This is a genomic window from Streptomyces sp. NPDC002032, assembly GCF_042890765.1.
GTDB lineage: Bacteria > Actinomycetota > Actinomycetes > Streptomycetales > Streptomycetaceae > Streptomyces.
This window is the reverse complement of the sequence record NZ_JBIASM010000004.1, coordinates 146,574-169,342: the sequence shown is the minus strand read 5'-3', so window position 1 is coordinate 169,342 and position 22,769 is coordinate 146,574. Positions and strand designations below refer to the sequence as shown.

The window sequence follows — 22,769 nt, the reverse complement described above, 5'->3', positions numbered from 1 at the left end:
GACGGCCCGGCGGGATCCGGGGCAGCAGCCACACCTCGGCGTGCACCCCGCGGGCCCGGGCGATCCGCCACAGGGAGGCGGTCAGCGGATCGTCCCCGACGAAGGCGGGCGCCCCGGCGGCCTCCCCGTCCGCCAGCCGGTAGCGCAGCCGCACCGGCTGTACGGGGACCCGTGCGTCCAGCGCCGACTGGAAGGCGGCCCGCCGGAAGGGCCCCTGGGCCCGCCCGCACCAGGTGGAGCCCTCGGGGAAGACGGTGACCCGGTCCCCGGCCAGCAGCGCCCGGGTGATGGTGGCGACGGTGTCGGGCAGGGCCCGGATCCGGTCGCGTTCGATGAACAGGGTGCCGGCGCGGGCGGCGAGCCGGCCGAGCACCGGCCAGGCGCCGATCTCGCTCTTGGCCAGCATCCGGCAGGGCAGCACGGCGGTGACGAGGGGGATGTCCAGCCACGAGATGTGGTTGGCGACGATCAGGCGGCCCCCGTCGCCGCCGGGGGCCCCGTGCACGGTGATCCGTATCCCGAGCGCCCGCAGCAGCGCCGCCGACCAGGCCCTGACCAGGGCGCGGCGGGGGCCCGCCGGGAGCAGCCGGACCGGTGCGGCGGCCGGGACGGCGAGCAGGAACAGGGCGAGGGCGGTGGCGAGCCGGAGCACCGCGCGCGGGACGCCCGCGGTCCGCCCGGGGTGGGCGGCGCACTGCTGCGGGGTGCAGGGCGCCGTGGGCAGCCAGACGCTCATGCGCCCGGGGCGAGCGAGAGGAAGTGGTTCAGGTAGCGGGGGTTGGTCCGGCGCAGGGAGAGCAGCACGTACAGGTCGGCGCAGCCGAACCCGGCGTCGAGGGCGGGCTCCCCGCAGACCCAGGCGCCCAGGCGCAGGTACCCGCGCAGCAGGGGCGGCAGCTCCATGCGTCCGGGGACGGTGATGCCCTCGGGGCTCCACGGGAGGTGCGGGGTGACGCGGTACTCCTGCGGGGCGAGGTTGCGGGCCAGGACGGTCTCCCGGGTGGCGGCGGCCAGCACCCCGCCGTCGGCCAGGGGGACCGAGCAGCATCCGGCGAGCCAGTTGTGGCCGGAGCGCTCCATGTAGCGGGCGAGCCCGGCCCAGATCAGGGCGATGACGGCGCCGTTGCGGTGGTCGGGGTGCACGCACGAGCGGCCGACCTCGACCAGGTCCGGGCGGATCGGGTCGAGGGCGGACAGGTCGAACTCGCCCTCGGAGTAGAGGCGCCCGGCGACGGCGGCGCGCTCGGGGGGCAGCAGCCGGTAGGTGCCGACGACCTGCCCGGTCTCCTCTTCGAGGACGAGGAGGTGGTCGCAGTAGGCGTCGAAGGAGTCGGTGTCCAGGCCAGGCTCGGGGCCGTCGAGGCGGGCGCCGAGTTCGCCGGCGAAGACCTGGTGGCGCAGGCGCTGGGCGGCCCGCACCTCGTCCTCGTCACGGGCGAGGCGGACGGCGTACCGGGGGGCGTAGGGGGTGGCCGGGGCCGAGGGGACAGCCGGGGCCACGGGGGCGGCCGGGGCGGGGGGTGCGAGGGGGGACGGGGACAGGGGTGCGATGGTCATGGCTGCTCCTGATCCGGGCACGTGGGCCGGGCCGCAGGTGGGCGGGCCCGGCTCCTTTACTTCTTCCGTGACCGGCTGGATTCGACATGACCGCTCAGCGGCCCCTGGATGTGCGGACGCTGAACTCGGCGGACGGGGTGCTCAGCGGTCGGAGCTGAGCACCTTGCTCACCGTGTCCGAGGCCGTCTTCGCGGCCTGCCTGGCGTCCTGCCCGTTCAGGACCGCCGTCATGTAGGGCTTGATCGGGTTCTTGGCCTCGACCTCGGCCCAGCGCGCGGACTTCGGGGTGGCCCGGCCCTGGGCGGCGCCGGGCGCCATGGCGGCGGCGCCGTCGTTGCCGTCGACCACATGGGCGAGGGTGGTCTTGTTGGGGACGTAGCTCATGGTGCGGGCGAGCTCCGTCTGCCACTTCTCGCTGACCAGGGCGGTGATCAGGTCGACGGCGTGGGCGCGCTGCTTCGACTTCTCCGGGATGATCAGGTCGGAGCCGCCGGTGAAGACGGCCCCGGCCTTCTCGGCGGTCTTGCCGGGGATGGGGAAGAAGCCGAGCTTGCCCTTGAGCGCGGGGTTGGCCGCCTCGATCTGCGCGGCCTGGCCGGGCGGGGCGATGATCTGGGCGACCTGGCCGCGGGCGAAGACCTCCGACTGCGGGGGCGTCTCCTCGTCGGCGCCCTTGGGGCCGTCGCCGAGTGCCTGGAGCTGCTTGTAGAAGTCCATGCCGGCCAGGGACTTCTCGTCGTCGAGCGCGCCGACCCACTGGCCGCCCGTCTCGACGGCCAGCTCGCCGCCCTCGTCCCAGACGAACCCGGCGAGGACGTACCAGTTCTGGCCGGGCAGGTAGATGCCCTGCTGCTCCCCCTTGTCGAGCTTCTGGGTGTCGGCGATCCACTCCTGGCGGGTCTTGGGCGGCGTCTTGATCCCGGCGCCCGCGAAGAGCTCCTTGTTGTAGATGACCACCCGGTTGGCGGCGTACCACGGGACGCCGTACTGGGCCCCGTTGACGCTGCCCGGCTCGGAGAGCCCGCGCAGCCAGTCCTTGCTGCCCCATTCGCGCAGTCCTTCGAGGGTGAGCTCGGAGAGGCCGCCGGTCTCGACGTACTGGGCGACCTGGGTGTTGCCGACCTCGATGACGTCGGCGCCCTCCTTGGCCTTGCCGGACAGGACGGCGTTGACCTTGTCGCCGATCCCCTTCCACTCCTGGATCCGCACGTCCAGGTCGATGCCGGGGTGCTGCTTCTCGAAGTCGGCGGTGAACTTCGCCGTGAAGTCGTCGGAGGCGCTGCCCTTCATCAGCCAGAGAGTCACCTTCTCGGTGCCCCCGCCGGATCCGGCCGACTGGCTGCCACAAGCGGTGAGGGCGGCGGCCGCCGCGAGGGCCGTGCACACGGCGAGGAAGCGCATCTTCACGAGGGTCACCTTCTGGGGATGGATCTCAGATGGCTTGAAATTGGCATAGACCAATGAGTGGGTCAACCCCCTTTCTCCCGGGACTGTTCACACAAAGTTCGCGGACCCGGCCTTACTGGGGCACCGTGGAACAAGGCAACAGCGACGACTGGCGGGAGACCCCCATGTCCAACCACACCTACCGGGTGACCGAGATCGTCGGCACCTCTCCCGACGGCATCGATCAGGCCATCAGGAACGGGATCGCCCGCGCGGGGCAGACCCTCCGCGCGCTCGACTGGTTCGAGGTCACCCAGGTGCGCGGGCACATCGAGAACGGCGAGGTCGCGCACTACCAGGTGGGCCTGAAGGTGGGCTTCCGCCTCGACGGCGAGGACTGAGCGGCGGCACCCGCTCCCCAGTCGAATCCGTACGTCCCTGGGGCGCCGCGCCGTCCGCCCGGTACGGCGCGCCGTACGGCCGGGACGACGCCGGACGGCCAGGGAGGACACGCCGCAGCACGGTCCGGGACGGGCGCCGGGTACGCCCCCGGCGACCCCGCCCCGGGTGCGCTCCTCAGGTGCGGCCTTCGCCCTCCTGCGCGGACTTGAGCTCCGGCGCCTCGGCCGCCCAGTCCGCGAGGACCACGCGGAAGCCTGCGGCGCGGGCGTCCTGGCAGACGAGCGCGTCGTCGTCGACGAGCATCCGCACCTCCCGGCCGCGGGCGATGCGCCCCAGCACGTCGAGCTTGGTCAGCCGGGCCGGCCGCCGGTCCTGGTTCCCGCGCATCCACACCCGCCCCTCGGGCAGACCGTGCCGGGCCAGCCAGTCGGTGGTGTCCGCCCGGCAGCGCTCCGGTCGGCCGGTCAGGTACACGACCTCGCAGTCGGCCGCGCTCTCCACCGCCAGCGCGACGCCGCGGGCCAGCGGCGGATCGGCCGGGGCCGCACCGAAGAAGCCCTCCCAGTCCCGGGGCCGGACCTCCAGGAAGCGCTGCCGGTGGGTGGTGTCGGCGAGCGTGTTGTCGATGTCGAAGACGGCCAGGGGTCGGCGGGGTGCGCTCTCGGTCATGACGGCAGCGTAGGCGCTGCCCGCGACACCCGGCCAGACACGGCCGCCGGCGGGAATCACCAGCCCCCGTGCGCGTTGACAGCAGTGTGATGCAGAAGATCTCGATCCTCGACCGGTCCCGCACCCGCGAGGGCCACCCGGCCCCGCAGGCACTGCGCGACACGGTGGAGCTGGCCCGGGCCGCCGAGGAACTCGGCTACCACCGCTTCTGGGTGTCGGAGCACCACAGCGTGCCCGGCGTCGCCGGCTCCGCACCGACCGTCCTGGCCGCGGCCGTGGCCGGGGCCACCCGGCGGATCCGCGTCGGCACCGGCGGGGTGATGCTGCCCAACCACCAGCCGCTGGTGGTGGCGGAGCAGTTCGGGGTCCTGGAGGCGCTGTTCCCCGGCCGGATCGACATGGGCCTCGGCCGGTCGGTCGGCTTCACCGGCGGCATCCGCCGGGCCCTGGGCCGGGACACCGCCGACGCCGACCGCTTCGAGGAGCAGCTCGCCGAGCTGCTGGGCTGGCTCGACGGCACCCAGCGGGCCCACCCCGAGGTGCACGCCCGCCCGGCGGAGGGCCTGCGGATCCCGCCGTTCGTCCTGGCCACCGGCGAGGGGGCCGGGATCGCGGCCCGCGCCGGCCTGCCGGTGGTGGTGGGCGATCTGCGGGCGCGCACCCGGATGGCGGAGGTCATCGGCCGCTACCGCGAGGAGTTCCGGCCCTCCCCCTGGGGCGCGGAGCCCCACGTCGTGCTCTCCGGGACCGTGGCGGTCGCCGCCACCGAGGAGGCCGCCCGGCGGATCCTGGTCCCGGAGGCCTGGGCCCTGGCCCACTCGCGCACCCGGGGCAGCTTCCCGCCGCTGCGCCCGGCCGAGGAGATCGAGGCGCTGGCGATGACGCCGAAGGAGCGGGAGCTCTACGAGGACGGCCTGACCGGGCACGTCGCCGGCACCCCCGAGCAGGTCGCGGCGGAGCTCGGGCGGATCGCGCGGACCACCGGCGCGGACGAGCTGCTCGTCACCACCTCCACCTACGACCGCACGGCCCTGCTGGAGAGCTTCGCCGGGCTGGCCCGGATCGCCGGACTCTCGTAGGGTCCTAAACTGGGGCGAATGCGCCCCTCCGCCGATGAGCCCGCCCCCGGTCCCGCCCTCCTCCCCGTCCCGGGACGCGATGCCGTCGACTCCCACGTACGGGTGCGGGGTGCCCGGGAGCACAATCTGCGCGGGGTGGACGTGGACATCCCGCGCGACACCCTGACCGTCTTCACCGGGGTCTCCGGATCCGGTAAGAGCTCCCTGGCCTTCGGCACCCTCTACGCGGAGGCCCAGCGGCGCTACTTCGAGTCGGTCGCCCCCTACGCCCGGCGGCTCATCCACCAGATCGGCGCCCCGAAAGTGGACTCGGTGACCGGGCTGCCGCCCGCCGTCTCCCTGGAGCAGCGCCGCTCCTCCCCCGGCTCGCGCTCCTCCGTGGGCACGGTTACCCTGCTCTCCAACTCCCTGCGGATGCTGTACTCCCGGGCCGGCACCTATCCCCCGGGCGCGCCCCGCCTGGACTCGGACGCCTTCTCCCCCAACACCGCCGCCGGGGCCTGCCCCTCCTGCCACGGCCTCGGCCGCGTCCACCGCACCAGCGAGGAACTGCTGGTCCCCAACCCCTCGCTGTCGATCCGTCAGGGAGCCGTCGCCGCCTGGCCGGGGGCCTGGCAGGGCAAGAACCTGCGGGACGTCCTGGAGGCCCTCGGGCACGACGTGGACCGGCCCTGGCGGGAGCTGCCGGCGGCGGAGCGCGAGTGGATCCTGTTCACCGAGGAGCAGCCGGTGGTCACCGTGCACCCGGTGCGCGACGCCGACCGGATCCAACGCCCTTACCAGGGCACCTACATGAGCGCGCACCGCTATGTCATGCGGACCTTCTCGGACACCAAGAGCGCCACCCTGCGGGCGCGTGCCGAGAAGTTCCTCACCGATGCGCCGTGCCCGGTGTGCGGGGGCCGCAGGCTGCGCCCGGAGGCCCTCGCCGTGACCTTCGCGGGCCGCACCATCGCCGAGCTCGCGGGGGTGGCGCTGACCGAGCTGGACGACGTACTCGAACGGGCCCCGCACGGGAGCGAGGCCGGCCGGGTGCTCGCCGAGGACCTGCGCTCGCGCATCGGGCCGGTGGTGGAGCTCGGGCTCGGCTATCTGAGCCTGGACCGGACCGCCCCGACGCTCTCGGCGGGCGAGCTCCAGCGGCTGCGGCTGGCCACGCAGCTGCGGTCGGGGCTGTTCGGGGTGGTGTACGTGCTGGACGAGCCGTCGGCGGGGCTGCACCCGGCCGACACCGAGGCGCTGCTCGGCGTACTGGACCGGCTGAAGGCGGCCGGGAACACCGTGTTCGTGGTGGAGCACGACCTGGCCGTGGTGCGGCACGCGGACTGGCTGGTCGACGTCGGCCCACTGGCCGGGGAACACGGCGGTCTGGTGCTCTACAGCGGGCCGCCGCGCGGGCTGGCGGCCGTGGCGGAGTCGGCGACGGGCCGCCACCTGTTCGCGGAGCCCCGGGCGGGGGGTACGCGGCCGCTCCGGACGGCCACCGGATCGGTGCTGCTCTCGGGCGTGGACCGGCACAACCTGCGCGGCGTCACGGCGCGGTTCCCGCTCGGGGTGTTCACGGCGGTGACCGGGGTGTCGGGTTCGGGGAAGTCCACGCTGGTCGGCGAGGTGCTGGCCCGGGAGGTCGGCGGGCGGCTGGCGGAGCCGGACTTCCCGGTGCGGCGGCTGGTGGAGGTGGACCAGAAGCCGATCGGGCGCACGCCGCGCTCCAACCTGGCGACGTACACGGGGCTGTTCGACGTCGTGCGCAAGCTGTTCACCGCGCTGCCGGAGTCGAAGGCGCGCGGCTGGAAGGCGGGCCGGTTCTCCTTCAACGTGCCCGGCGGCCGCTGCGAGACCTGCCAGGGCGAGGGCTTCGTCTCGGTCGAGCTGCTCTTCCTGCCCAGTACGTACGCGCCGTGCCCCGCGTGCGGGGGCGCCCGGTACAACCCCGGGACGCTGGAGGTCCGTTACCGCGGACTGGACATCGCGCAGGTGCTCGGCCTGACGGTGGAGGCGGCCGCGGAGTTCTTCTCCGGGGTCCCGGCGGCGGAACGCAGCCTGCGGGCGCTGGCGGACATCGGCCTGGGGTACCTGCGGCTGGGGCAGCCCGCGACGGAGCTCTCGGGCGGCGAGGCGCAGCGCATCAAGCTGGCCACCGAACTGCAACGGCTGCGCCGGGACCACACCCTGTACCTGCTGGACGAGCCGACGACGGGTCTGCACCCGGCCGATGTACGGGTGCTGCTGGCGCAGTTGCACGGGCTGGTGGACGCGGGGCACTCGGTGGTGGTCGTGGAGCACGACATGGAGGTGGTGGCCGGCGCGGACTGGGTCATCGACATGGGCCCGGGCGGCGGTACGGAGGGCGGCCGCGTCACGGCCTGCGGCCCGCCCTCCGAGGTCGCCGCCTCCGCCGGCTCGCGCACGGCCCCGTACCTGGCCCGGGCGCTGGGCGGTTAGGGGGTGTCCGGCAGGTCAGGGCACGAGGACGATCTTGCCCTGGACCCGGCCGGTTTCGCTGAGCTCGTGGGCCTTGGCGGCCTCGGTGAGCGGGAGGGTTTCGGAGATCGTGGGGCGCACCCCGTGGGTGTCGACGAGCTCGGCGAAGGCGGTCAGCACGGCGGGAGTGGGTTCCAGGTAGAACTCCACGAACCGGACGCCGAGTTCGGCCGCCCGAGCGGTCACCTCGGTGCGGTCCACACCGACTCCGACGACGTCGACCAGGATGCCGCCCGGTTCGAGGGTGGGCAGGGAACGCGGGCCGTAGTCGTTGCTGATGGTGTCCAGCACCATGTCGATGCCGCGCAGCTCCGAGAAGTCCCGCACCGTGTAGTCGATCAGCTCGTCCGCGCCGAGTCCGCGGAGGTAGTCGTGCTTCGCGGCGCGGGCGGTGCCGATCACGTACGCGCCCCGGGCCTTGGCGATCTGGACGGCGAGGTGACCGACTCCGCCGGCGGCGCCGTGGATCAGCACCCGCTGACCGGGCTGCACGTCGGAGATCGTGACCAGGGCCTGGTAGGCGGTGAAGCCCGAGATCGGCAGGGCCGCGGCCCCCACGTGGTCCAGGGTGCGCGGCTTGGGCGCGATGCGGTCCTCGGCCACCACCACGTGGTCGGCGTGGCTGCCGTGCGGCGGGACGGTCCAGCCGTAGACCTCCTCGCCCGGCTCGAAGCGGGTCGCGCCGTCGCCGACGGCCTCGACCGTGCCGCTGAACTCGTGGCCCAGTACGAACGGCGGCGGCCCGAAGAAGTCCACCTTGCCGATGCGGACCTTCCAGTCCGCGGGGTTCATTCCGGTGGCCCGCACCCGGACCAGGACCTCACCGGGGCCGGGTGCGGGGAGCGGTACCTCGGCGAGTTCCAGTACGCCGGGGCCGCCGAGGGCCTGCTGTGTGATCACACGTGTCGTCGTCATGGGGCTCATTCTGGGCCCGATGATCATGAGAGGAAACCGGTTTCGCCCACGGCCCGTGTGACGTGGGCGTCCCTCGTCCCGCTCAGCCGCAGAGGGCGGTGTCCACGAGGGCCTCCAGGTGCTTCGTGGGCGGCCCGTCGGGCGGGACGCTGGTCACGGTGATGCTGACGGCGCGGTGGCCCGCCTCGGTGACCCCGCCGCGGGTCTCGAACCCGGCGATGTCGCCGCCGTGGCCCCAGTAGACGCCGCCGCACGACAGGGGCCTGCTCATGATCCCCAGTCCGTAGCCGGCGCCGGTCTTGCCGATGGGGACGGTGGTGCGCATCTGGGTGAGCTGGGGCTCCCTCAGGAGGCTGCCGTCCAGGACCGCGGTGAAGAACCGGTTGAGGTCGGCGTTGGTGGAGATCATCTGGCCGGCCGCCCAGGCCGCGGAGGGGTCGATCTCCGTGACGTCGCGCAGCGGCCCGCCCGGGGCCTCGCGCCGGTAGCCGTGCGGATGGGGTTCGCGGATGGTCCGCTCGCCGGGGGCGGGGAAGTAGGTGTGGCGCAGCCCGGCGGGCTTGATGACGCGCCGGTCGATCTCCTCGGCCAGGGGCCGCCCGGTGACCTTCTGGACGATCAGGCCGGCCACCACGTAGTTCGTGCTGCTGTACGCCCAGTCCGTCCCGGGGGCGAAGGCGGCCTCGCGCCGCAGCGCCCGGTCGAGGAGGTCGCGGGGGTCGAGGTAGCGGCCGCCCAGGATGTCCTCTTCGACGAGGTCCTCGTACTCGGGAAGTCCGCTGGTGTGCTGGAGCAGCTCGCGGACGGTGATGTCCCGCCCGTCGATGCCCTTGCCGCGGACCAGGTCCGGCAGGTAGGTGTCGACCTTGGCGTCGAGGCCGATCTTCCCTTCCCCGACGAGCTGGAGGACGACCACCGCGGTGAACGTCTTGGTGTTGCTGCCCATCCGCACCTGGCCGTCGGCCGGCACCTTCGAGCCGGTGGTGACGTCGCCGGTCCCCGCGGTGTAGCTGCGGGTGCGCCCCTTGCCGTCCGCGACGGCCGCCAGCGCGCCGGGCTGGCCGTCGGAGCGTACGAGGTCGTTGAGCCCCCGCTGGACGGCGTCCGGCCGGGCGTTCGCGGCGGCCCCGGGCCCGGCGGCGTACGCGACGGGCGGTGCCAGGACACCCAGCACGACGGCGCCCACGGCCACCGCGGCCGCGGCCCGCGCGGGGCGGCGGCGCGGCCCCGTACGCCGTCGTCCGGAAGATCGGAACCTCTGCCATGACTGCTCGCGCACGGGCCAACTCCTCGCGGGGATCATCGGGACGGCCACCGGTGGGTGGTGGGCCCAACGATTCCCCAGACGGCGGGGGCGGACGATCCCGCTACCGCCCGGGCCCCGGTGGGGCTAACCCCCGGCCCTCGGACGTCTCCTTCGGATCTTGTCGCCCCTGCCCGCGTTGTCCGGTGCCGTGCGTCGCAAGGCGGAGAGGCACCCGGGTACGTCCAGTACACGGGTGCCCCGACAACGCGGCGAGGTGCGGTGCCGGGCAGCGCGGGCCCCGGCAAGATCCGAAAGAGACGGTTCAGGCGTCGCCGGGCAGGAGGTGCTGCCCGAGTTCGCGGAAGGACCATTGGCCCTGGGTACGGGTGAAGGTCCAGACGAGGTCGTAGCGGTCGGGCCAGGCGGCGGGCAGGCCGAGGATCCGGTCCGCGCCGAGGGCGTGCAGCAGCCGGGGGACGCCGGTGTGCTCCCAGCAGACGAGGACGGGCATCCGGCCTTCCAGGATGGCGCGCGCCAGCTCCGCCTCGCCGCCGAGGGCGAATTCACCGCGTACGGGCATCCGCAGGGCGGTGGCCATCGGCTCCAGGGTCTGCTTGCAGCGGGCGGGGGCGCCCGCCGGTCCGCCGGTCGCGAAGAGCACGGCGGGACGGGGCAGCCGGGCGTGCTCGGCGGGGGCGAACAGCCGGTGCAGTTCCTCGGCGCGGCGGACGCCCCGGCCGGCGAGGGAGCCGGGGTGCGGGACGCCGTCCTCGTCCTCGGCGGTGTCCCCCGCGTACGGCTTCTCGGCGTGCCGGATCACCATGACGAGGGCGTCCTTCGCGGCCGGCTGCGGCCCGGGCGCCGGGCTGCGGGGGGCCTGCCCGGCGGTGCACCCGGCCGCCGCCAGGGGTACGAGGGCGGCGGCCAGCACGCTGCGTCGGCGCGGTCCGGACCCGGCGTGGGCTTGTGGCATGGGCCCACTGAACCGCACGGGCCGCACCCGGCCGGGGCGCGGCGCGGCGTACGGCCCGGACGAGCGCCCGGTCGGCCGATCGGATCGGCCGATCGGCCGACGCCACGGCGGGCGGGCGGGGGGCGGGCGGGGAAGGGCCAGGGGGCAGGAGCGGGCGGGTCAGCTCTTGCGGACCGCCCGCAGCCACTCCTTGTTCATCGCGGCGATCGACGGCAGCGGGATGCCCTTGGGGCAGGCCGTCGCGCACTCGCCGGTCAGCGTGCAGCCGCCGAAGCCCTCGTCGTCCATCCGGGACACCATGTCCAGCACCCGCGTCTCGCGCTCGGGCGAACCCTGCGGGAGCACGCCCAGGTGGTTGACCTTGGCGGAGGTGAACAGCATCGCGGAGCCGTTGGGGCAGGCCGCCACGCAGGCGCCGCAGCCGATGCACTCGGCGTGCTCGAAGGCGAAGTCGGCGTCGGGCTTGGGGACGGCGGTGGCGTGGGCCTCGGGCGCGGATCCGGTCGGGGCGGTGATGTAGCCGCCGGCCTGGATGATCCGGTCGAAGGCGCTGCGGTCCACGACGAGGTCCTTGACCACGGGGAAGGCCGAGGCCCGCCACGGTTCGACGTCGATGGTGTCGCCGTCGGCGAAGGAGCGCATGTGGAGCTGGCAGGTGGTGGTGCGCTCGGGGCCGTGGGCGTCGCCGTTGATGACGAGGCTGCACGCGCCGCAGATGCCCTCGCGGCAGTCGTGGTCGAAGGCGACCGGGTCCTCGCCGCGCAGGATGAGGTCCTCGTTGAGGGTGTCGAGCATCTCCAGGAAGGACATGTCCTTCGAGATGCCGTCGACCTCGTAGGAGGCCATGGCGCCGGGGGCGTCGGGGTTGCGCTGGCGCCAGACGCGCAGGGTGAGCTTCATGCGTAGCTCCGCTGGGTGGGGTGGACGTACTCGAAGACGAGGTCTTCCTTGTGCAGGACGGGTGCGGCTCCGGTGCCGCGGTACTCCCAGGCGGCCGCGTAGCCGAACTCCTCGTCGCGGCGGGCCGCTTCGCCGTCCGGGGTCTGGGACTCCTCGCGGAAGTGGCCGCCGCAGGACTCGGCGCGGTGGAGGGCGTCGAGGCACATCAGCTCGGCGAGTTCGAGGTAGTCGACGATGCGGTTGGCCTTCTCCAGCGACTGGTTGAACTCCTCGCCGCGGCCGGGGACCTTGATCCGCCGCCAGAACTCCTCGCGGATCTCGGGGATGCGGGCGAGGGCCTTGCGCAGGCCCTCTTCGGTGCGGGCCATCCCGCAGTACTCCCACATGAGTTCACCGATCTCGCGGTGGAAGGAGTCGGGGGTGCGGTCCCCGTCGACGGCGAGCAGCTTGGCGAGGCAGTCGCGGGTCTCGCGGACGGCGGCCGCGGCCTCGGGGTGGCTGTCGTCGACCTGCTCGTGGTGCGGGTGGCGGGCCAGGTAGTCGTTGATGGTGGAGGGGAGCACGAAGTAGCCGTCGCCGAGGCCCTGCATGAGCGCGGAGGCGCCGAGGCGGTTGGCCCCGTGGTCGGAGAAGTTGGCCTCGCCGATCGCGAACAGGCCGGGGACGGTGGTCTGGAGGTCGTAGTCGACCCACAGGCCGCCCATCGTGTAGTGCACGGCCGGGTAGATCCGCATGGGGACCTCGTACGGGTTCTCCGCGGTGATCCGCTCGTACATCTCGAAGAGGTTGCCGTACTTCTCGGCGACCTTTTCCCGGCCCATGCGGCGGATGGCGTCGGCGAAGTCGAGGTAGACGCCCTGGCCGCCGGGGCCCACTCCGCGGCCCTCGTCGCAGACGTTCTTCGCGGCGCGGGAGGCGATGTCGCGCGGGACGAGGTTGCCGAAGGAGGGGTAGATCCGCTCCAGGTAGTAGTCGCGCTCCGCTTCCGGGATCTCGGCGGCGGGACGGGTGTCGCCCTGGGCCTTGGGGACCCAGATGCGGCCGTCGTTGCGCAGCGACTCGCTCATCAGGGTGAGCTTGGACTGGTGGTCGCCGGTGCGCGGGATGCAGGTGGGGTGGATCTGGGTGAAACAGGGGTTGGCGAAGTGGGCGCCGCGCCGGTGCGCCCGCCAGATGGCGGTCGCGTTGGAGTTCATGGCGTTGGTGGAGAGGTAGAAGACGTTTCCGTAGCCACCGCTGGCCAGGACGACGGCGTCGGCGTAGTGGGTGGCGATCTCGCCGGTGACCAGATCCCGGGCGACGATGCCACGGGCCACGCCGTCGACCGTGATCAGGTCGAGCATCTCGGTGCGGGCGTGCATCTCGACGTTGCCGGCGGCGATCTGCCGGGACAGCGCCTGGTAGGCGCCGAGCAGCAGCTGCTGGCCGGTCTGGCCGCGGGCGTAGAAGGTGCGGGAGACCTGGACGCCGCCGAAGGAGCGGGTGTCGAGGAGGCCGCCGTACTCGCGGGCGAAGGGGACGCCCTGGGCGACGCACTGGTCGATGATCTCGACGGAGATCTGGGCGAGCCGGTGGACGTTGGACTCGCGGGCGCGGAAGTCGCCGCCCTTGACGGTGTCGTAGAAGAGGCGGTGGACGGAGTCCCCGTCGTTGCGGTAGTTCTTCGCGGCGTTGATGCCGCCCTGCGCCGCGATGGAGTGCGCGCGGCGCGGGGAGTCGGAGAAGCAGAACTGGACGACGTGGTAACCCTGCTCGGCGAGGGTGGCCCCGGCCGCGCCGCCCGCCAGGCCGGTCCCGACGACGATGATGCGGTGCTTGCGGCGGTTGGCGGGGTTGACCAGCTTGGCCTCGAAGCGGCGGCGGTCCCAGCGCTCGGCGATCGGGCCGCCGGGGGCCTTGGTGTCGGCGATCGGGTCGCCGGTGGTGTAGTGGGCGTACTCGGTCATGGTCAGTTCACCACTCCGGTCATGACGGCGACGGGGACGGACACGAAGCCCGCGAAGAGGACGAGGGCCAGGGCGTTGGCCAGGAACTTCAGCGTCCGCTCGCGCCGGGCGCGGCCCGCGCCGAGGGTCTGGGCGGCGCTCCAGAAGCCGTGGCGGACGTGCAGGCCGAGGGCGGCCATCGCCACGATGTAGACCGTGTTCCCGTACCAGGTGGAGAAGGTGGCCAGGACGTTCTCGTACGGGTGCCCGGCCCAGGCGCGCTCGTTGACGGTGAGGGTGGTCAGGTCGAGGAGGTGCCAGACGATGAAGAGGGCGAGGATGATCCCGCCCCAGCGCATGGTGCGGGTGGCGTAGCTCGCGCGGCGGCGCTTGTGGACGTACTTCACCGGGCGCGCCTTGATGTCGCGGCGGCTGAGCTGGTAGGCGCACACCGCGTGGCCGACGACGGCGGCGACCAGGACGACGCGGACGATCCACAGGGCCCACTCGTGGTGCAGGAAGGGGGAACCGAGGGTGCGCAGCCAGTGGGCGTAGCCGTTGAACTCCTCGGGACCGAAGAAGATCTTGAGGTTGCCGAGCATGTGCACGACGAGGTAGCCGAGCATGATCAGGCCGGAGACGGCCATCACCGACTTCTTGCCGACGGTGGAGTCCCACACGGTGCGCGAGGTGGACGGCCGTCGATCCGTCCGGGTTGCCAGAGCCATGCCCTGACCGTAAGGACCAAAGTCCCGAAAGGTCCAAGACATGGAAGAGCTGATCGCGATAGGCACTACCTATCGAGGGCCTAGTCTGGGGGCATGCAGTTCCAGCAGCTCGTCTATTTCGTGGCCGTCGCCGAGACCCGGCACTTCACCCGCGCCGCCGAGCGCGAGCACGTGGCGCAGCCCTCGCTGTCGCAGCAGATCAAGGCCCTGGAGCGGGAGCTGGGGGCCGAGCTGTTCAGCCGCGTCCGGGGGAACATCACGCTCACCGACGCGGGCGAGGCGCTGCTCCCGCTGGCCCGCCGGATCCTGGCCGACGCGGACACGGCGCGGCTGGAGGTCCAGGAGCTGGCGCAGCTGCGGCGGGGGCGGGTGCGGCTGGGCGCGACACCGAGCGTGTGCACCGGCCTGCTGCCCGCGGTCCTGAAGGCCTTCCACACGGCGCACCCGGGGATCGAGCTGCTGATCGAGGAGAGCGGTTCGCTCGACCTGGTACGGGAACTCGCGCGCGGGGCCCTGGACCTGGCGCTGATCGCCTTGCCGCTGCCGCCCTCGGCGCCCGCCCTGACGACGGTGGAGCTGCTGACGGAGGAACTGGTCGTGGTCTCGTCGGCCGCGCTCCCGGCGCCGGCGGGGGGCCGGGAGCCGGCCATCGCGGATCTGCGCGACGAGCCCATGGTGATGTTCCGGCACGGCTACGACCTGCGGGACCTCACCGTGACGGCCTGCCGGGCGGCGGGCTTCGAGCCGGTGTTCACGGTGGAGGGCGGCGAGATGGACGCGGTACTGGGCTTCGTGCGGGCGGGGCTGGGCATCGCGGTGGTCCCGGCCATGGTCGTCGACCACGCCGATCCGGGCCTGCGCGCCACCCGCCTCGCGGGCTCCCCGCTGCGCCGCACGATCGCCCTGGCGCACCGCACCGACGTGGCGCCGCCCCGCGCGGCCCGCGAGCTCAAGCGGATGCTCGTCGGCTGACCGCACCGCATCCGGCGCCCCGCGGGACCGGGACCGGGACCGGGGGCTCAGCCGTCGGCGCCGATCACCTCGTCGCGCCGGGCGTACCAGCGCAGCGAATCGCGGATACCGTCCTCCAGCGAGTACTCGGCCTTCCAGCCGAGGAGTTCGCCGGCGAGGTCGGCGCGGGCGTAGGCGCCGGCGGAGTCCCCGGGCCGGCGGACGGTCTCGACGACGGGGAGCGGCACCCCGGTGACCGACTCGAACGCGGCGAGGAGTTCGCGGACGGTGGTGCCCCGGCCGGTGCCGAGGTTGACGACCCGGTAGGGCTCCTCGCGCGTGATGGCCTCGAACCGCTCGATGGCCCGGACGTGGGCGGTGGCCAGGTCCCAGACGTGGACGTAGTCGCGGATCCCCGAGCCGTCGCGCGTGGGGTAGTCGGTGCCGGTGAGGGAGAACGGCTCCCGGGCGTGATGGACGTCGATCATCTTGCCCAGGGCGTGGGTGGGGGTTCTGATCTGGAGTCCGCTGCGCAGTGCGGGATCGGCGCCGATGGGGTTGAAGTAGCGCAGGGAGACGACCTCCAGGGCGCCGGAGGCGGCGACGTCGCGCAGGATCGTCTCGAAGAGCGCCTTGGTGCGGGCGTACGGGCTGAGGGTCTCGACCGGGGAGTCCTCGTCCACGGAGAAGTCTTCGGGGTCGGCCTGGTAGATGGAGGCCGAGCTGCTGAAGAGCAGGTTGCGGCAGCCGCTTCGGACGAGGTGCTCCAGGAACTGGATGCCCTTGGAGACGTTCTCGCGGTAGTAGGCCAGGGGGTTCGCGACGGAGTCGGGGACGACGATGAGGGCGGCGCAGTCGATGGCCGTCCGGATGTCGGGGTGCTCGGCGAAGATCCGGTCGAGCAGGGCGCCGTCGCAGATGTCACCCTCGTAGAAGATCCGTCCTTCGGTGAACTCCCGCCGGCCGGTGGCGAGGTTGTCGAGGATGACGGGGGTGATGCCGCTGTCGGCGCACGCCGAAGCGACGGTGCTGCCGATGAAGCCGGCGCCGCCCGCGATCAGTACTTTCAAGGCTGGTCCTCTCGTCTGCCGCTCTGTGCTCCCGCCGGGGCGGGACCTTCCCATCCAACACCACGGCTGGAGAAGGGCTGGTCGGGGCCGGAGTGCGGACCGGTGGCCGCCGCCGGCTGGGAGCGGGGTGGCAGCGCGCTGTCCAGGCCGTCCGCCAGGAGGGCGAAGGCGGCGTCGGCGTCGGTGAGGGCGGTGGGGTAGGCCTCGTCGGCGCTCTGTCCGGCGGAGATCCGCCGCCAGTTCTCGCGGCCCAGTTCCTGACGGACGGTCACCAGGCTCAGCGAGGCGAGACGGGCGGTGAGCGGGGCGACCGACTCCGCCTCCAGGACGGCTGCGAGCAGTTCGACCTCGCGCGCGGTGTAGTGCGCCATGCGGGACTCCAGACTGGGCGTGGAGTACAGCAGCCGCTGGAAGGCGAGCACGTCGGGATGGTCGCAGAGCCCGGTGATGGGGTCGCGCTCGGCGAGGGCCGCCACGAAGTGTTCGCGCACCGCCCGCAGAGGCGTCCGGCCGGGCTCCCGGTCGCGCACGATGCGCGCCGCCTCGTCCTGGTGGTCGGCGAACCGGTCCAGCAGCAGGTCCTCCTTGCTCGGGAAGTACCGGAACAGGGTGGGTTTGGAGACCTCGGCCGCCGCGGCCACATCGGCCACCGACACGGCATCGAAGCCCCTCTCCAGAAACAGTTCGAGCGCCGTCGCCGCCAGCAGGCGGCGCGTGCGCAGCTTCTTGCTCTCGCGCAGACCGGTCGTCTTGTCCATGCTTCGCAGCGTAGCACAGGATCATTACCGAGTTAATTTCATGACTCGGTTGCTTTTTCCTCCGTGAGGCGCTTTCCTTGAGTCATCGACGACGAGAGGACCTCCGATGACAGCCGTACTGATCGCGGGCTCCGGCCCCACCGGGCTGACCCTGGCCTGTGACCTCGCCCTCAGGGGCCTGGCCGTCCGCGTCCTGGACAAGCGGCCGGGCCCGCACCGCGAATCCCGCGGCAAGGGCCTGACCCCGGACGGCCTGGAGGCCCTCGGCCGCCTCGGCGTCGCCGAGCAGCTCTCCGCCCTCGGCACGCGGGGCCTGGTGCTGCGCAAGTACTTCGACGGTGCCCACATCGGGGACACGCCGAGCGGTGACGGGCTCCTCATCGGCCAGTGGCGGGTCGAAGAGGTGCTGCGGGACCGCCTCGCCGGCCTCGGCGTGCGCGTCGAGTACGGGGCCCGGGTCGTCGGGATCACCCAGGACCCGAGCGGGGTGACCGCGAGGCTGTCCGATGGCCGCTCGGCCCGGGCGGACTATCTCGCCGGGTGCGACGGCGGCCACAGCACGACCCGGGAGCTGCTCGGAATCCCCTTCGACGGGTACACCGAGGACGTGCCGACGATGGTGCTCGGCGATGTGCGGGCCCCGGCCCTGAGCCGGGCGTACTGGCACCAGTGGTTCAGCTCGGACGGCGGCGGCCTGATGCTCTGTCCGATGCCCGGGACGGACTCCTTCCAGCTCCAGGCCTCGCCGGAGCCCGACGAGCACGGACGGCCCCTGCCGCCGACGCTGGAGGGCTTCCAGCGGCTCTTCGACCGGCACGCCCGGATGGCCGGGATACGGCTGGTGGAGGCCACCTGGACAGCGGACTGGCGGGTCAACGTCCGGATGGCCGCCCGGATGCGCGCGGGCCGGGTGTTCCTCGCCGGGGACGCGGCCCATGTCCACCCGATAGCCGGGGGGCTGGGGATGAACACCGGCATCCAGGACGCCGTGGCCCTCGGGCGGGCCCTCGCGACCGCCCCGTCGGGGCCGGGCGCGCAGGAAGCACTCGACGCCTACGAGGCCGCGCGGCTGTCGGCGGCGGCGGAGCTCCTGGCCGACACCACGGCCCGGCACCACCGCGTACTGGCCGCCGTCCGGGAGCCCGGCCGGGGGACCGAAGCCGGGCTGGACTGACCCCGGAGCCGCCCGGGGCCGCCGGGCAGGCCCCGCCCGCCCCCGCCCCGCCCCATCCCGCCCCGCCGGGTGGCGGCGGGGCGGGATGGGGCGGGCGGGGCCCGGGTCAGGGGGTGGTGACGGCGTCCGAGAGGGAGAGCGTGTGGATGCGGTCCGGGGCGCCCGGGCGGGCGTAGTACCAGCCCTGGGCGGTGTCACAGCCCAGGGCGCGGAGCTGGGCCGCCTGGACGCCGGTCTCCACTCCCTCGACCGTCACCGCGAGTTCGAGACTGTGGGCCAGGGCGACGATGCCTTCCACGATCTTGACGTCGACGGGGTTGGCCGGCTGCTGCTGCATCCCCTGGGTGAAGGAGCGGTCCAGCTTGAGCACGCTCACGGGGAGGCGGCGCAGGTTGGCCAGGTTCGAGTAGCCGGTGCCGAAGTCGTCCAGGGCGATGTCGACACCGAGGGCGGCCAGCCGGCGCAGCGGTTCCAGGACTTCGTCGTCGGCTCCTATCAGCGCCGACTCGGTGACCTCCAGGCACAGGGCGCCCGGGGCCAGGCCCGAGCTCTCCAGGACCCGTACGGTGTCGGCCACCAGCCCCGGGTGGTGGAGCTGCGTCGGCGAGAGGTTGACGTTGACGCGCAGCGCCGAACCGCCGTGCTCGCGCTGCCAGGTGCGGGCCTGGCGGACGGACTCCTCCAGGACCCAGCGGCCCAGCGGCACGATCAGTCCGGTCCGCTCCGCGAGCGGGATGAAGCGGTCCGGGCCGAGCACCCCGTACTGCGGGTGCGACCAGCGGACCAGTGCCTCCGCGCCGTGCACGCTGCCGTCGTGCATGTGCACCAGCGGCTGGTACTCGATGAAGAACTCACCGCGTTCCAGCGCCGCCGGCAGGGCGTTGGTCAGCCCGTGCCGGGTGATGGCGCGGGCGTCGGCCTCCTCGTCGGCGAACTCGAAGCGGTTGCCGCCGGCCGCCTTGGCCCGGTACATGGTGATGTCGGCGCTGCGCAGCACCTCCGCCGGGGTGCGCTCGCCCGCCCGGCCCTCGACGATGCCGATGCTGCCGCGGACCGTCAGCTCCCGCCCCTCCAGCCGGATGGGAGTGGACAGGGCGGACAGGATGCGGACCGCCAGGTCCGTCACCTTCTCCTCGCTGTCGGCGGCGGGGCCGGTGGTCAGGGCGACGAACTCGTCACCGCCCAGGCGGGCGACCACCTCGCCCGGTCCGGTCGCGCAGCTCTGGAGGCGGTCGGCCACCTCGACCAGCAGCCGGTCCCCCGCCGAGTGGCCGAGGCTGTCGTTGACCGCCTTGAACCCGTCGAGGTCCAGGTAGCACAGGCCGAAGCGGGTGGCTGCGGACCCGGCCAGGGCCTTCTCCAGCCGCTCGAAGAACAGCGTCCGGTTGGGCAGGCCGGTCAGCGCGTCGTGGGTGGCCTCGTAGCGCAGGCGCAGGTTGAGCAGCCGGCGTTCGGTGGTGTCCTCCATCAGCGCGAGCTGATACTGCGGCACGCCGTCGGCGTCGCGCAGCAGGGAGACCGTCAGGTTGGTCCACAGGACGGTGCCGTCGTGCCGGTAGTAGGGCTTCTCGACGCGGTAGTGCTCGCGTTCCCCGCGCACCAGCTCCCCGTACATCCGCCAGACGTGCGGGGTGTCGTCGGGGTGGCCCCACTCGCTGACGTTGCGGCCCCGGACGTGCCCCTCCAGACCTCCGAACATCTTGAGGAGGGCGTCGTTGACCTCCAGCACGTTGCCCTGGAGATCGGCGATGCCGATCCCGACGGCGGCGCCCTCGAAGACCGCCCGGAAGCGTTCCTCACTGGCGTGCAGGGCCTGCTGGGCGTCGATGCGGGCCGTCAGGGCCGAGCGGGCGATCGCCTCCTGCTCCTTCAGGGTCCGCTCGCGCAGGGCGCGGGCGAACCCGGCCGCGATCCCGTGCTGGAGCCGGGCGCAGCGGGAGCGGTACTCCTCGGTGCCCTCGGTGCCGGCTCCGTCGGGGCCGCAGTAGAGCACCAGGTACGACTCGACCACCCCGAGGGTGCCGGCCAGGGCCTCGGGGTCGGTGCAGTGCACGGCGACGAGCTCGGCGCCGACCCGCTGGGCGACCCCGGCGTCGAAGGGCCGGGCATGCAGGGCCTCGGTCAGGGTCCGGGTGAGGGGGACGAGGTGCTGTTCGAACTCCGGGCGGGTCAGGGAGGTGGCGGTGACGGGAAAGATCGCCCGCCCCCAGATGGTCGCGAAGCGCGCGATCCGGTCCTCCAGACCGCTCCGCAGCTCGCGCAGCGGCGCCCGGCCCTGGTGCGGGCCGGGCGAGGCGGGCGGCTCCGTCGCTGCGGGCGGGGCGGGCGACACCCGGGGCCGGAGCCGCGACGCCCGCGGCCCGGTAGCGGCGGGCGGGGCGGGCGCGGCAGGCGGGGCGGGCCGGGCGGACAGCCCCTGCGGGACGGCCCTGGCCGCGGGGGCGGCCTTGGCGGCAGGGGCGGGCTTGGCGGCAGGGGCGGGTCCGGCCGCGGCGGCCGGGCCGGATCCGGGCGGCGGGTCATGCGGGCCGGGCACGGCGTGCGGGGGCAGCGCGCCTCCCGGGTCCGCCGCGCGGGCCGGGCTGGGGCTGGCGGACGGCGGGGTCGGGGCGGGCAGTCTCACGGCTTGCGTCCCACGCCGCCGTAGCCCGAGAAGGCGTACGGGTCTTCCGGCTGCTCGCCCTCCGCGAGGGGCCCGGTGTGGTCCGGCCGCCAGTCCGGCATCGAGACCAGGCCCGGCTCCAGCAGCCCGAAGCCGTCGAAGAAGCCGCTGATCCGGTCGTGGCTGCGCATGACCAGGGGATTGCGGATGTCCCGGTAGACGCCGACCATCCCGTCCGTGACCTCCGCGCTGAGCGGGATGCCCTCGTAGGAGGCGTGGGTGAGGATCAGCATGCTGCCCGGGGCCAGCGCGTCGCGCAGCTGCGCCACGGCGGCGTACGGCTCGTCCGCGTCCTCCAGGAAGTGCAGTACGGCGATCAGCAGCAGGGCGACGGGCCGCTCCAGGTCCAGCAGCCGGGCGGTCTCGGGGTCGGCGAGGATGTCCTGGGGCTTGCGCAGGTCGGCGGCGACCACGCCGGTGCGGTCGTCGCCGGCGAGGACCGCCTTGCTGTGGGCCACGGCCACCGGGTCGTGGTCGACGTAGACGACGCGGGCCTCGGGGCTCGCGGCGTGGGCCACCTCGTGGACGTTGCCGAAGGTGGGGATGCCGGAGCCGATGTCGAGGAACTGCGTGATGCCCTCGGCCACGGCGTGGCGGACGGCGCGACGCATGAATGCCCGGTTGGCCTGCATGACCTTGGGGAGCCCCGGCATGAATTCCATGGCCCGGCGGGCCGCCTCGCGGTCGACCTCGAAATTGTGGGAGCCGCCCAGGTAGTAATCGTAGATGCGGGACACGCTCGGCACCGATATGTCGATGCCTGGCGGGGCCCAGGCGGGGCGTTCCATCGGGGTCTCCAAGCCGTAGTCGTGCCGGTCCGTCCGGGGGGTGGGACGTGCGTCGGACTCCTGTCCGAGCCGAATGTACTGATCATTGCCCAACGGAGCGAGTAAAAGCGGAAATTGGCGGTCCGTTCTTGGTCACACACCAAAGGCCCGTACAGGTCCGGACAGGCTCGGTGAAGAAACCGACAAATACCTTTTGAGAATGGAACGGCCGACGGTCGCACACGTCCCGAAGCTGGCTCAAACCTCTACGGTCCGAACTACGCCCGTTCAGGCGAAGTGGCTCTGCGGGCCCCGCGCGCGGGCGCGCGTGCCCCCATGATCCCCGGGTGAACAGACCCTGCTCCCGGCGCCTGCTGGCGGTCCCGGTCCTGCTGTGGGCGGCGCTGTCGGCCACGCCCGCCGTGGCCGATAGCCGCGCCTACGTGACGATCGACGCCGCGGACGGCGGCGGCGCCCCGACGGCGTTCGCGGCCGTCGGCGGCGGTGCGGGCGGAACCGGCCGGGGTGGCGGACATCACGGCGGCGGCCATGACGACGACCACAACGGCGGCCACGACGGCGGCCATGGCCACGGCGGCTCGGACGGGCACGGCCACGGCCACGACGGAGGGCACGGCGGCCACCCCTGTCCGCCCCCGCCTCCCCCGCCCTGCCCACCCGAGCCCACCCCGACGCCGACGCCCACGCCCACACCGACCCCGCCGAAGCCGACCCCGCCCACGCCCACCCCGAAGCCGACTCCGACGCCCACCCCGAAGCCCAAGCCGCCACCACCGCCCCGGCCCGAGCCGGCTCCGCCCCAGCCACCCCCGCCGGCCCCCGCGCCTCCCCCGCCGCCCCGGGTGCCCGAGCCCCCGTCGCCACCCGCTCCGCAGCCCGCCCCGCCGCCGGCTCCCACCCCCTCGGCGACGCCCCCGCCCGCCCCGAAGAAGCACGTGGCGCGCCCCGCCTACCACTCCACCGTCCGCAAGCCGGCCGAGCACCACATCTCGCCGGTCACCTTCACCCTCATGACCGCGGCCCCCGCCGTGCTCGCGATCGTCGCGCTGCGCCCGCGCTAGGCCTTCCCCTCCGGACCCCGCCCGGCCCCCGTGCCCGCGCG

The 22,769-nt window shown here is 73.6% G+C and carries 19 protein-coding genes and 1 pseudogene; 6 read left to right on the top strand and 14 right to left on the bottom strand.

What is annotated here, in order from left to right; all coding sequences use genetic code 11:
* Positions 1-205: 205 nt before the first annotated feature.
* The 3 genes and pseudogenes from ACFYYT_RS12365 to ACFYYT_RS12355 form a co-directional block, all read right to left on the bottom strand.
* Positions 206-736: pseudogene (locus ACFYYT_RS12365) on the bottom strand (lysophospholipid acyltransferase family protein); the annotation flags it as partial.
* Positions 733-1,557, bottom strand: a complete 825-nt coding sequence (locus ACFYYT_RS12360; protein ID WP_351817343.1) for a GNAT family N-acyltransferase — start codon at positions 1,555-1,557, stop codon at positions 733-735. The gene ACFYYT_RS12360 and the pseudogene ACFYYT_RS12365, both read right to left, overlap by 4 nt.
* A 141-nt stretch (positions 1,558-1,698) precedes the next feature.
* Entirely contained in the window at positions 1,699-2,964 is a 1,266-nt protein-coding gene (locus ACFYYT_RS12355; RefSeq protein WP_388607700.1) for an extracellular solute-binding protein, read from the bottom strand.
* 164 nt (positions 2,965-3,128) lie between these two features.
* Between ACFYYT_RS12355 and ACFYYT_RS12350 the strand changes: the two genes are divergently transcribed.
* Positions 3,129-3,344, top strand: coding sequence for a dodecin (locus ACFYYT_RS12350; RefSeq protein ID WP_351817592.1), 216 nt, complete (start codon positions 3,129-3,131; stop codon positions 3,342-3,344).
* Between the two features lie 175 nt (positions 3,345-3,519).
* Here ACFYYT_RS12350 and ACFYYT_RS12345 read toward each other — a convergent pair whose 3' ends face one another.
* Positions 3,520-4,014, bottom strand: coding sequence for a hypothetical protein (locus tag ACFYYT_RS12345; protein ID WP_351817340.1), 495 nt, complete (start codon positions 4,012-4,014; stop codon positions 3,520-3,522).
* Positions 4,015-4,103: 89 nt separating this feature from the next.
* Between ACFYYT_RS12345 and ACFYYT_RS12340 the strand changes: the two genes are divergently transcribed.
* Together ACFYYT_RS12340 and ACFYYT_RS12335 are read left to right on the top strand one after the other, a co-directional pair.
* Positions 4,104-5,093: an LLM class flavin-dependent oxidoreductase gene (locus ACFYYT_RS12340; protein ID WP_351817337.1), complete on the top strand. Its 990-nt coding sequence runs from the start codon at positions 4,104-4,106 to the stop codon at positions 5,091-5,093.
* A gap of 18 nt (positions 5,094-5,111) precedes the next feature.
* Positions 5,112-7,538, top strand: coding sequence for an excinuclease ABC subunit UvrA (locus ACFYYT_RS12335; RefSeq protein ID WP_351817334.1), 2,427 nt, complete (start codon positions 5,112-5,114; stop codon positions 7,536-7,538).
* Positions 7,539-7,553: 15 nt separating this feature from the next.
* Here ACFYYT_RS12335 and ACFYYT_RS12330 read toward each other — a convergent pair whose 3' ends face one another.
* From ACFYYT_RS12330 to ACFYYT_RS12305, 6 genes are all read right to left on the bottom strand, one after another.
* On the bottom strand, positions 7,554-8,501 hold the full coding sequence (locus ACFYYT_RS12330; RefSeq protein ID WP_385319327.1) for an NADP-dependent oxidoreductase: 948 nt from the start codon (positions 8,499-8,501) through the stop codon (positions 7,554-7,556).
* 73 nt (positions 8,502-8,574) lie between these two features.
* Positions 8,575-9,771 (bottom strand): serine hydrolase domain-containing protein, encoded by a 1,197-nt coding sequence (locus tag ACFYYT_RS12325; RefSeq protein WP_351817328.1) that lies wholly within the window; start codon positions 9,769-9,771, stop codon positions 8,575-8,577.
* Between the two features lie 289 nt (positions 9,772-10,060).
* Complete coding sequence (locus ACFYYT_RS12320; protein WP_351817325.1) at positions 10,061-10,711, bottom strand: hypothetical protein; 651 nt, start codon at positions 10,709-10,711, stop codon at positions 10,061-10,063.
* 159 nt (positions 10,712-10,870) lie between these two features.
* The gene (locus ACFYYT_RS12315; RefSeq protein WP_351817323.1) at positions 10,871-11,611 is read right to left on the bottom strand and encodes a succinate dehydrogenase/fumarate reductase iron-sulfur subunit; all 741 of its coding nucleotides are present in this window, start codon (positions 11,609-11,611) and stop codon (positions 10,871-10,873) included.
* A complete protein-coding gene (locus ACFYYT_RS12310) occupies positions 11,608-13,557 on the bottom strand; it encodes a fumarate reductase/succinate dehydrogenase flavoprotein subunit (RefSeq protein WP_351817320.1) in 1,950 nt (649 codons plus the stop codon). Before ACFYYT_RS12310 ends, ACFYYT_RS12315 begins: the two co-directional genes overlap by 4 nt.
* A gap of 2 nt (positions 13,558-13,559) precedes the next feature.
* A complete protein-coding gene (locus ACFYYT_RS12305; protein ID WP_351817318.1) occupies positions 13,560-14,264 on the bottom strand; it encodes a succinate dehydrogenase in 705 nt (234 codons plus the stop codon).
* 93 nt (positions 14,265-14,357) lie between these two features.
* Between ACFYYT_RS12305 and ACFYYT_RS12300 the strand changes: the two genes are divergently transcribed.
* A complete protein-coding gene (locus tag ACFYYT_RS12300; protein ID WP_351817315.1) occupies positions 14,358-15,236 on the top strand; it encodes a LysR family transcriptional regulator in 879 nt (292 codons plus the stop codon).
* A 47-nt stretch (positions 15,237-15,283) separates the two neighbouring features.
* On the opposite strand, the gene galE is transcribed toward ACFYYT_RS12300, so the two are convergent.
* Together galE and ACFYYT_RS12290 are read right to left on the bottom strand one after the other, a co-directional pair.
* Complete coding sequence (galE, locus tag ACFYYT_RS12295) at positions 15,284-16,285, bottom strand: UDP-glucose 4-epimerase GalE (RefSeq protein ID WP_351817313.1); 1,002 nt, start codon at positions 16,283-16,285, stop codon at positions 15,284-15,286.
* Positions 16,282-17,043, bottom strand: coding sequence for a TetR/AcrR family transcriptional regulator (locus ACFYYT_RS12290; protein ID WP_351817310.1), 762 nt, complete (start codon positions 17,041-17,043; stop codon positions 16,282-16,284). The genes galE and ACFYYT_RS12290 overlap by 4 nt, the downstream gene beginning before the upstream one ends.
* A gap of 106 nt (positions 17,044-17,149) precedes the next feature.
* Here ACFYYT_RS12290 and ACFYYT_RS12285 point away from each other — a divergent pair, with 106 nt between their 5' ends.
* Positions 17,150-18,217, top strand: a complete 1,068-nt coding sequence (locus tag ACFYYT_RS12285; protein WP_351817307.1) for an FAD-dependent monooxygenase — start codon at positions 17,150-17,152, stop codon at positions 18,215-18,217.
* A 106-nt stretch (positions 18,218-18,323) separates the two neighbouring features.
* Here the strand turns inward: ACFYYT_RS12285 and ACFYYT_RS12280 are convergent, their stop codons facing one another.
* Together ACFYYT_RS12280 and ACFYYT_RS12275 are read right to left on the bottom strand one after the other, a co-directional pair.
* Complete coding sequence (locus ACFYYT_RS12280) at positions 18,324-20,480, bottom strand: EAL domain-containing protein (protein ID WP_351817589.1); 2,157 nt, start codon at positions 20,478-20,480, stop codon at positions 18,324-18,326.
* Between the two features lie 356 nt (positions 20,481-20,836).
* Positions 20,837-21,667 (bottom strand): SAM-dependent methyltransferase, encoded by an 831-nt coding sequence (locus ACFYYT_RS12275; protein ID WP_351831726.1) that lies wholly within the window; start codon positions 21,665-21,667, stop codon positions 20,837-20,839.
* Between the two features lie 326 nt (positions 21,668-21,993).
* Here ACFYYT_RS12275 and ACFYYT_RS12270 point away from each other — a divergent pair, with 326 nt between their 5' ends.
* A complete protein-coding gene (locus tag ACFYYT_RS12270) occupies positions 21,994-22,728 on the top strand; it encodes a hypothetical protein (RefSeq protein ID WP_351831728.1) in 735 nt (244 codons plus the stop codon).
* The last annotated feature ends 41 nt before the right edge of the window (positions 22,729-22,769 follow it).

Coding starts and splice junctions, on each gene's coding strand:
- ACFYYT_RS12360 (WP_351817343.1), bottom strand. CDS start 1,557: ATGACCATCGCACCCCTGTCCCCGTCCCCCCTCGCACCCCCCGCCCCG.
- ACFYYT_RS12350 (WP_351817592.1), top strand. CDS start 3,129: ATGTCCAACCACACCTACCGGGTGACCGAGATCGTCGGCACCTCTCCC.
- ACFYYT_RS12345 (WP_351817340.1), bottom strand. CDS start 4,014: ATGACCGAGAGCGCACCCCGCCGACCCCTGGCCGTCTTCGACATCGAC.
- ACFYYT_RS12340 (WP_351817337.1), top strand. CDS start 4,104: ATGCAGAAGATCTCGATCCTCGACCGGTCCCGCACCCGCGAGGGCCAC.
- ACFYYT_RS12335 (WP_351817334.1), top strand. CDS start 5,112: ATGCGCCCCTCCGCCGATGAGCCCGCCCCCGGTCCCGCCCTCCTCCCC.
- ACFYYT_RS12330 (WP_385319327.1), bottom strand. CDS start 8,501: ATGAGCCCCATGACGACGACACGTGTGATCACACAGCAGGCCCTCGGC.
- ACFYYT_RS12320 (WP_351817325.1), bottom strand. CDS start 10,711: ATGCCACAAGCCCACGCCGGGTCCGGACCGCGCCGACGCAGCGTGCTG.
- ACFYYT_RS12315 (WP_351817323.1), bottom strand. CDS start 11,611: ATGAAGCTCACCCTGCGCGTCTGGCGCCAGCGCAACCCCGACGCCCCC.
- ACFYYT_RS12310 (WP_351817320.1), bottom strand. CDS start 13,557: ATGACCGAGTACGCCCACTACACCACCGGCGACCCGATCGCCGACACC.
- ACFYYT_RS12305 (WP_351817318.1), bottom strand. CDS start 14,264: ATGGCTCTGGCAACCCGGACGGATCGACGGCCGTCCACCTCGCGCACC.
- ACFYYT_RS12300 (WP_351817315.1), top strand. CDS start 14,358: ATGCAGTTCCAGCAGCTCGTCTATTTCGTGGCCGTCGCCGAGACCCGG.
- ACFYYT_RS12290 (WP_351817310.1), bottom strand. CDS start 17,043: ATGGACAAGACGACCGGTCTGCGCGAGAGCAAGAAGCTGCGCACGCGC.
- ACFYYT_RS12285 (WP_351817307.1), top strand. CDS start 17,150: ATGACAGCCGTACTGATCGCGGGCTCCGGCCCCACCGGGCTGACCCTG.
- ACFYYT_RS12275 (WP_351831726.1), bottom strand. CDS start 21,667: ATGGAACGCCCCGCCTGGGCCCCGCCAGGCATCGACATATCGGTGCCG.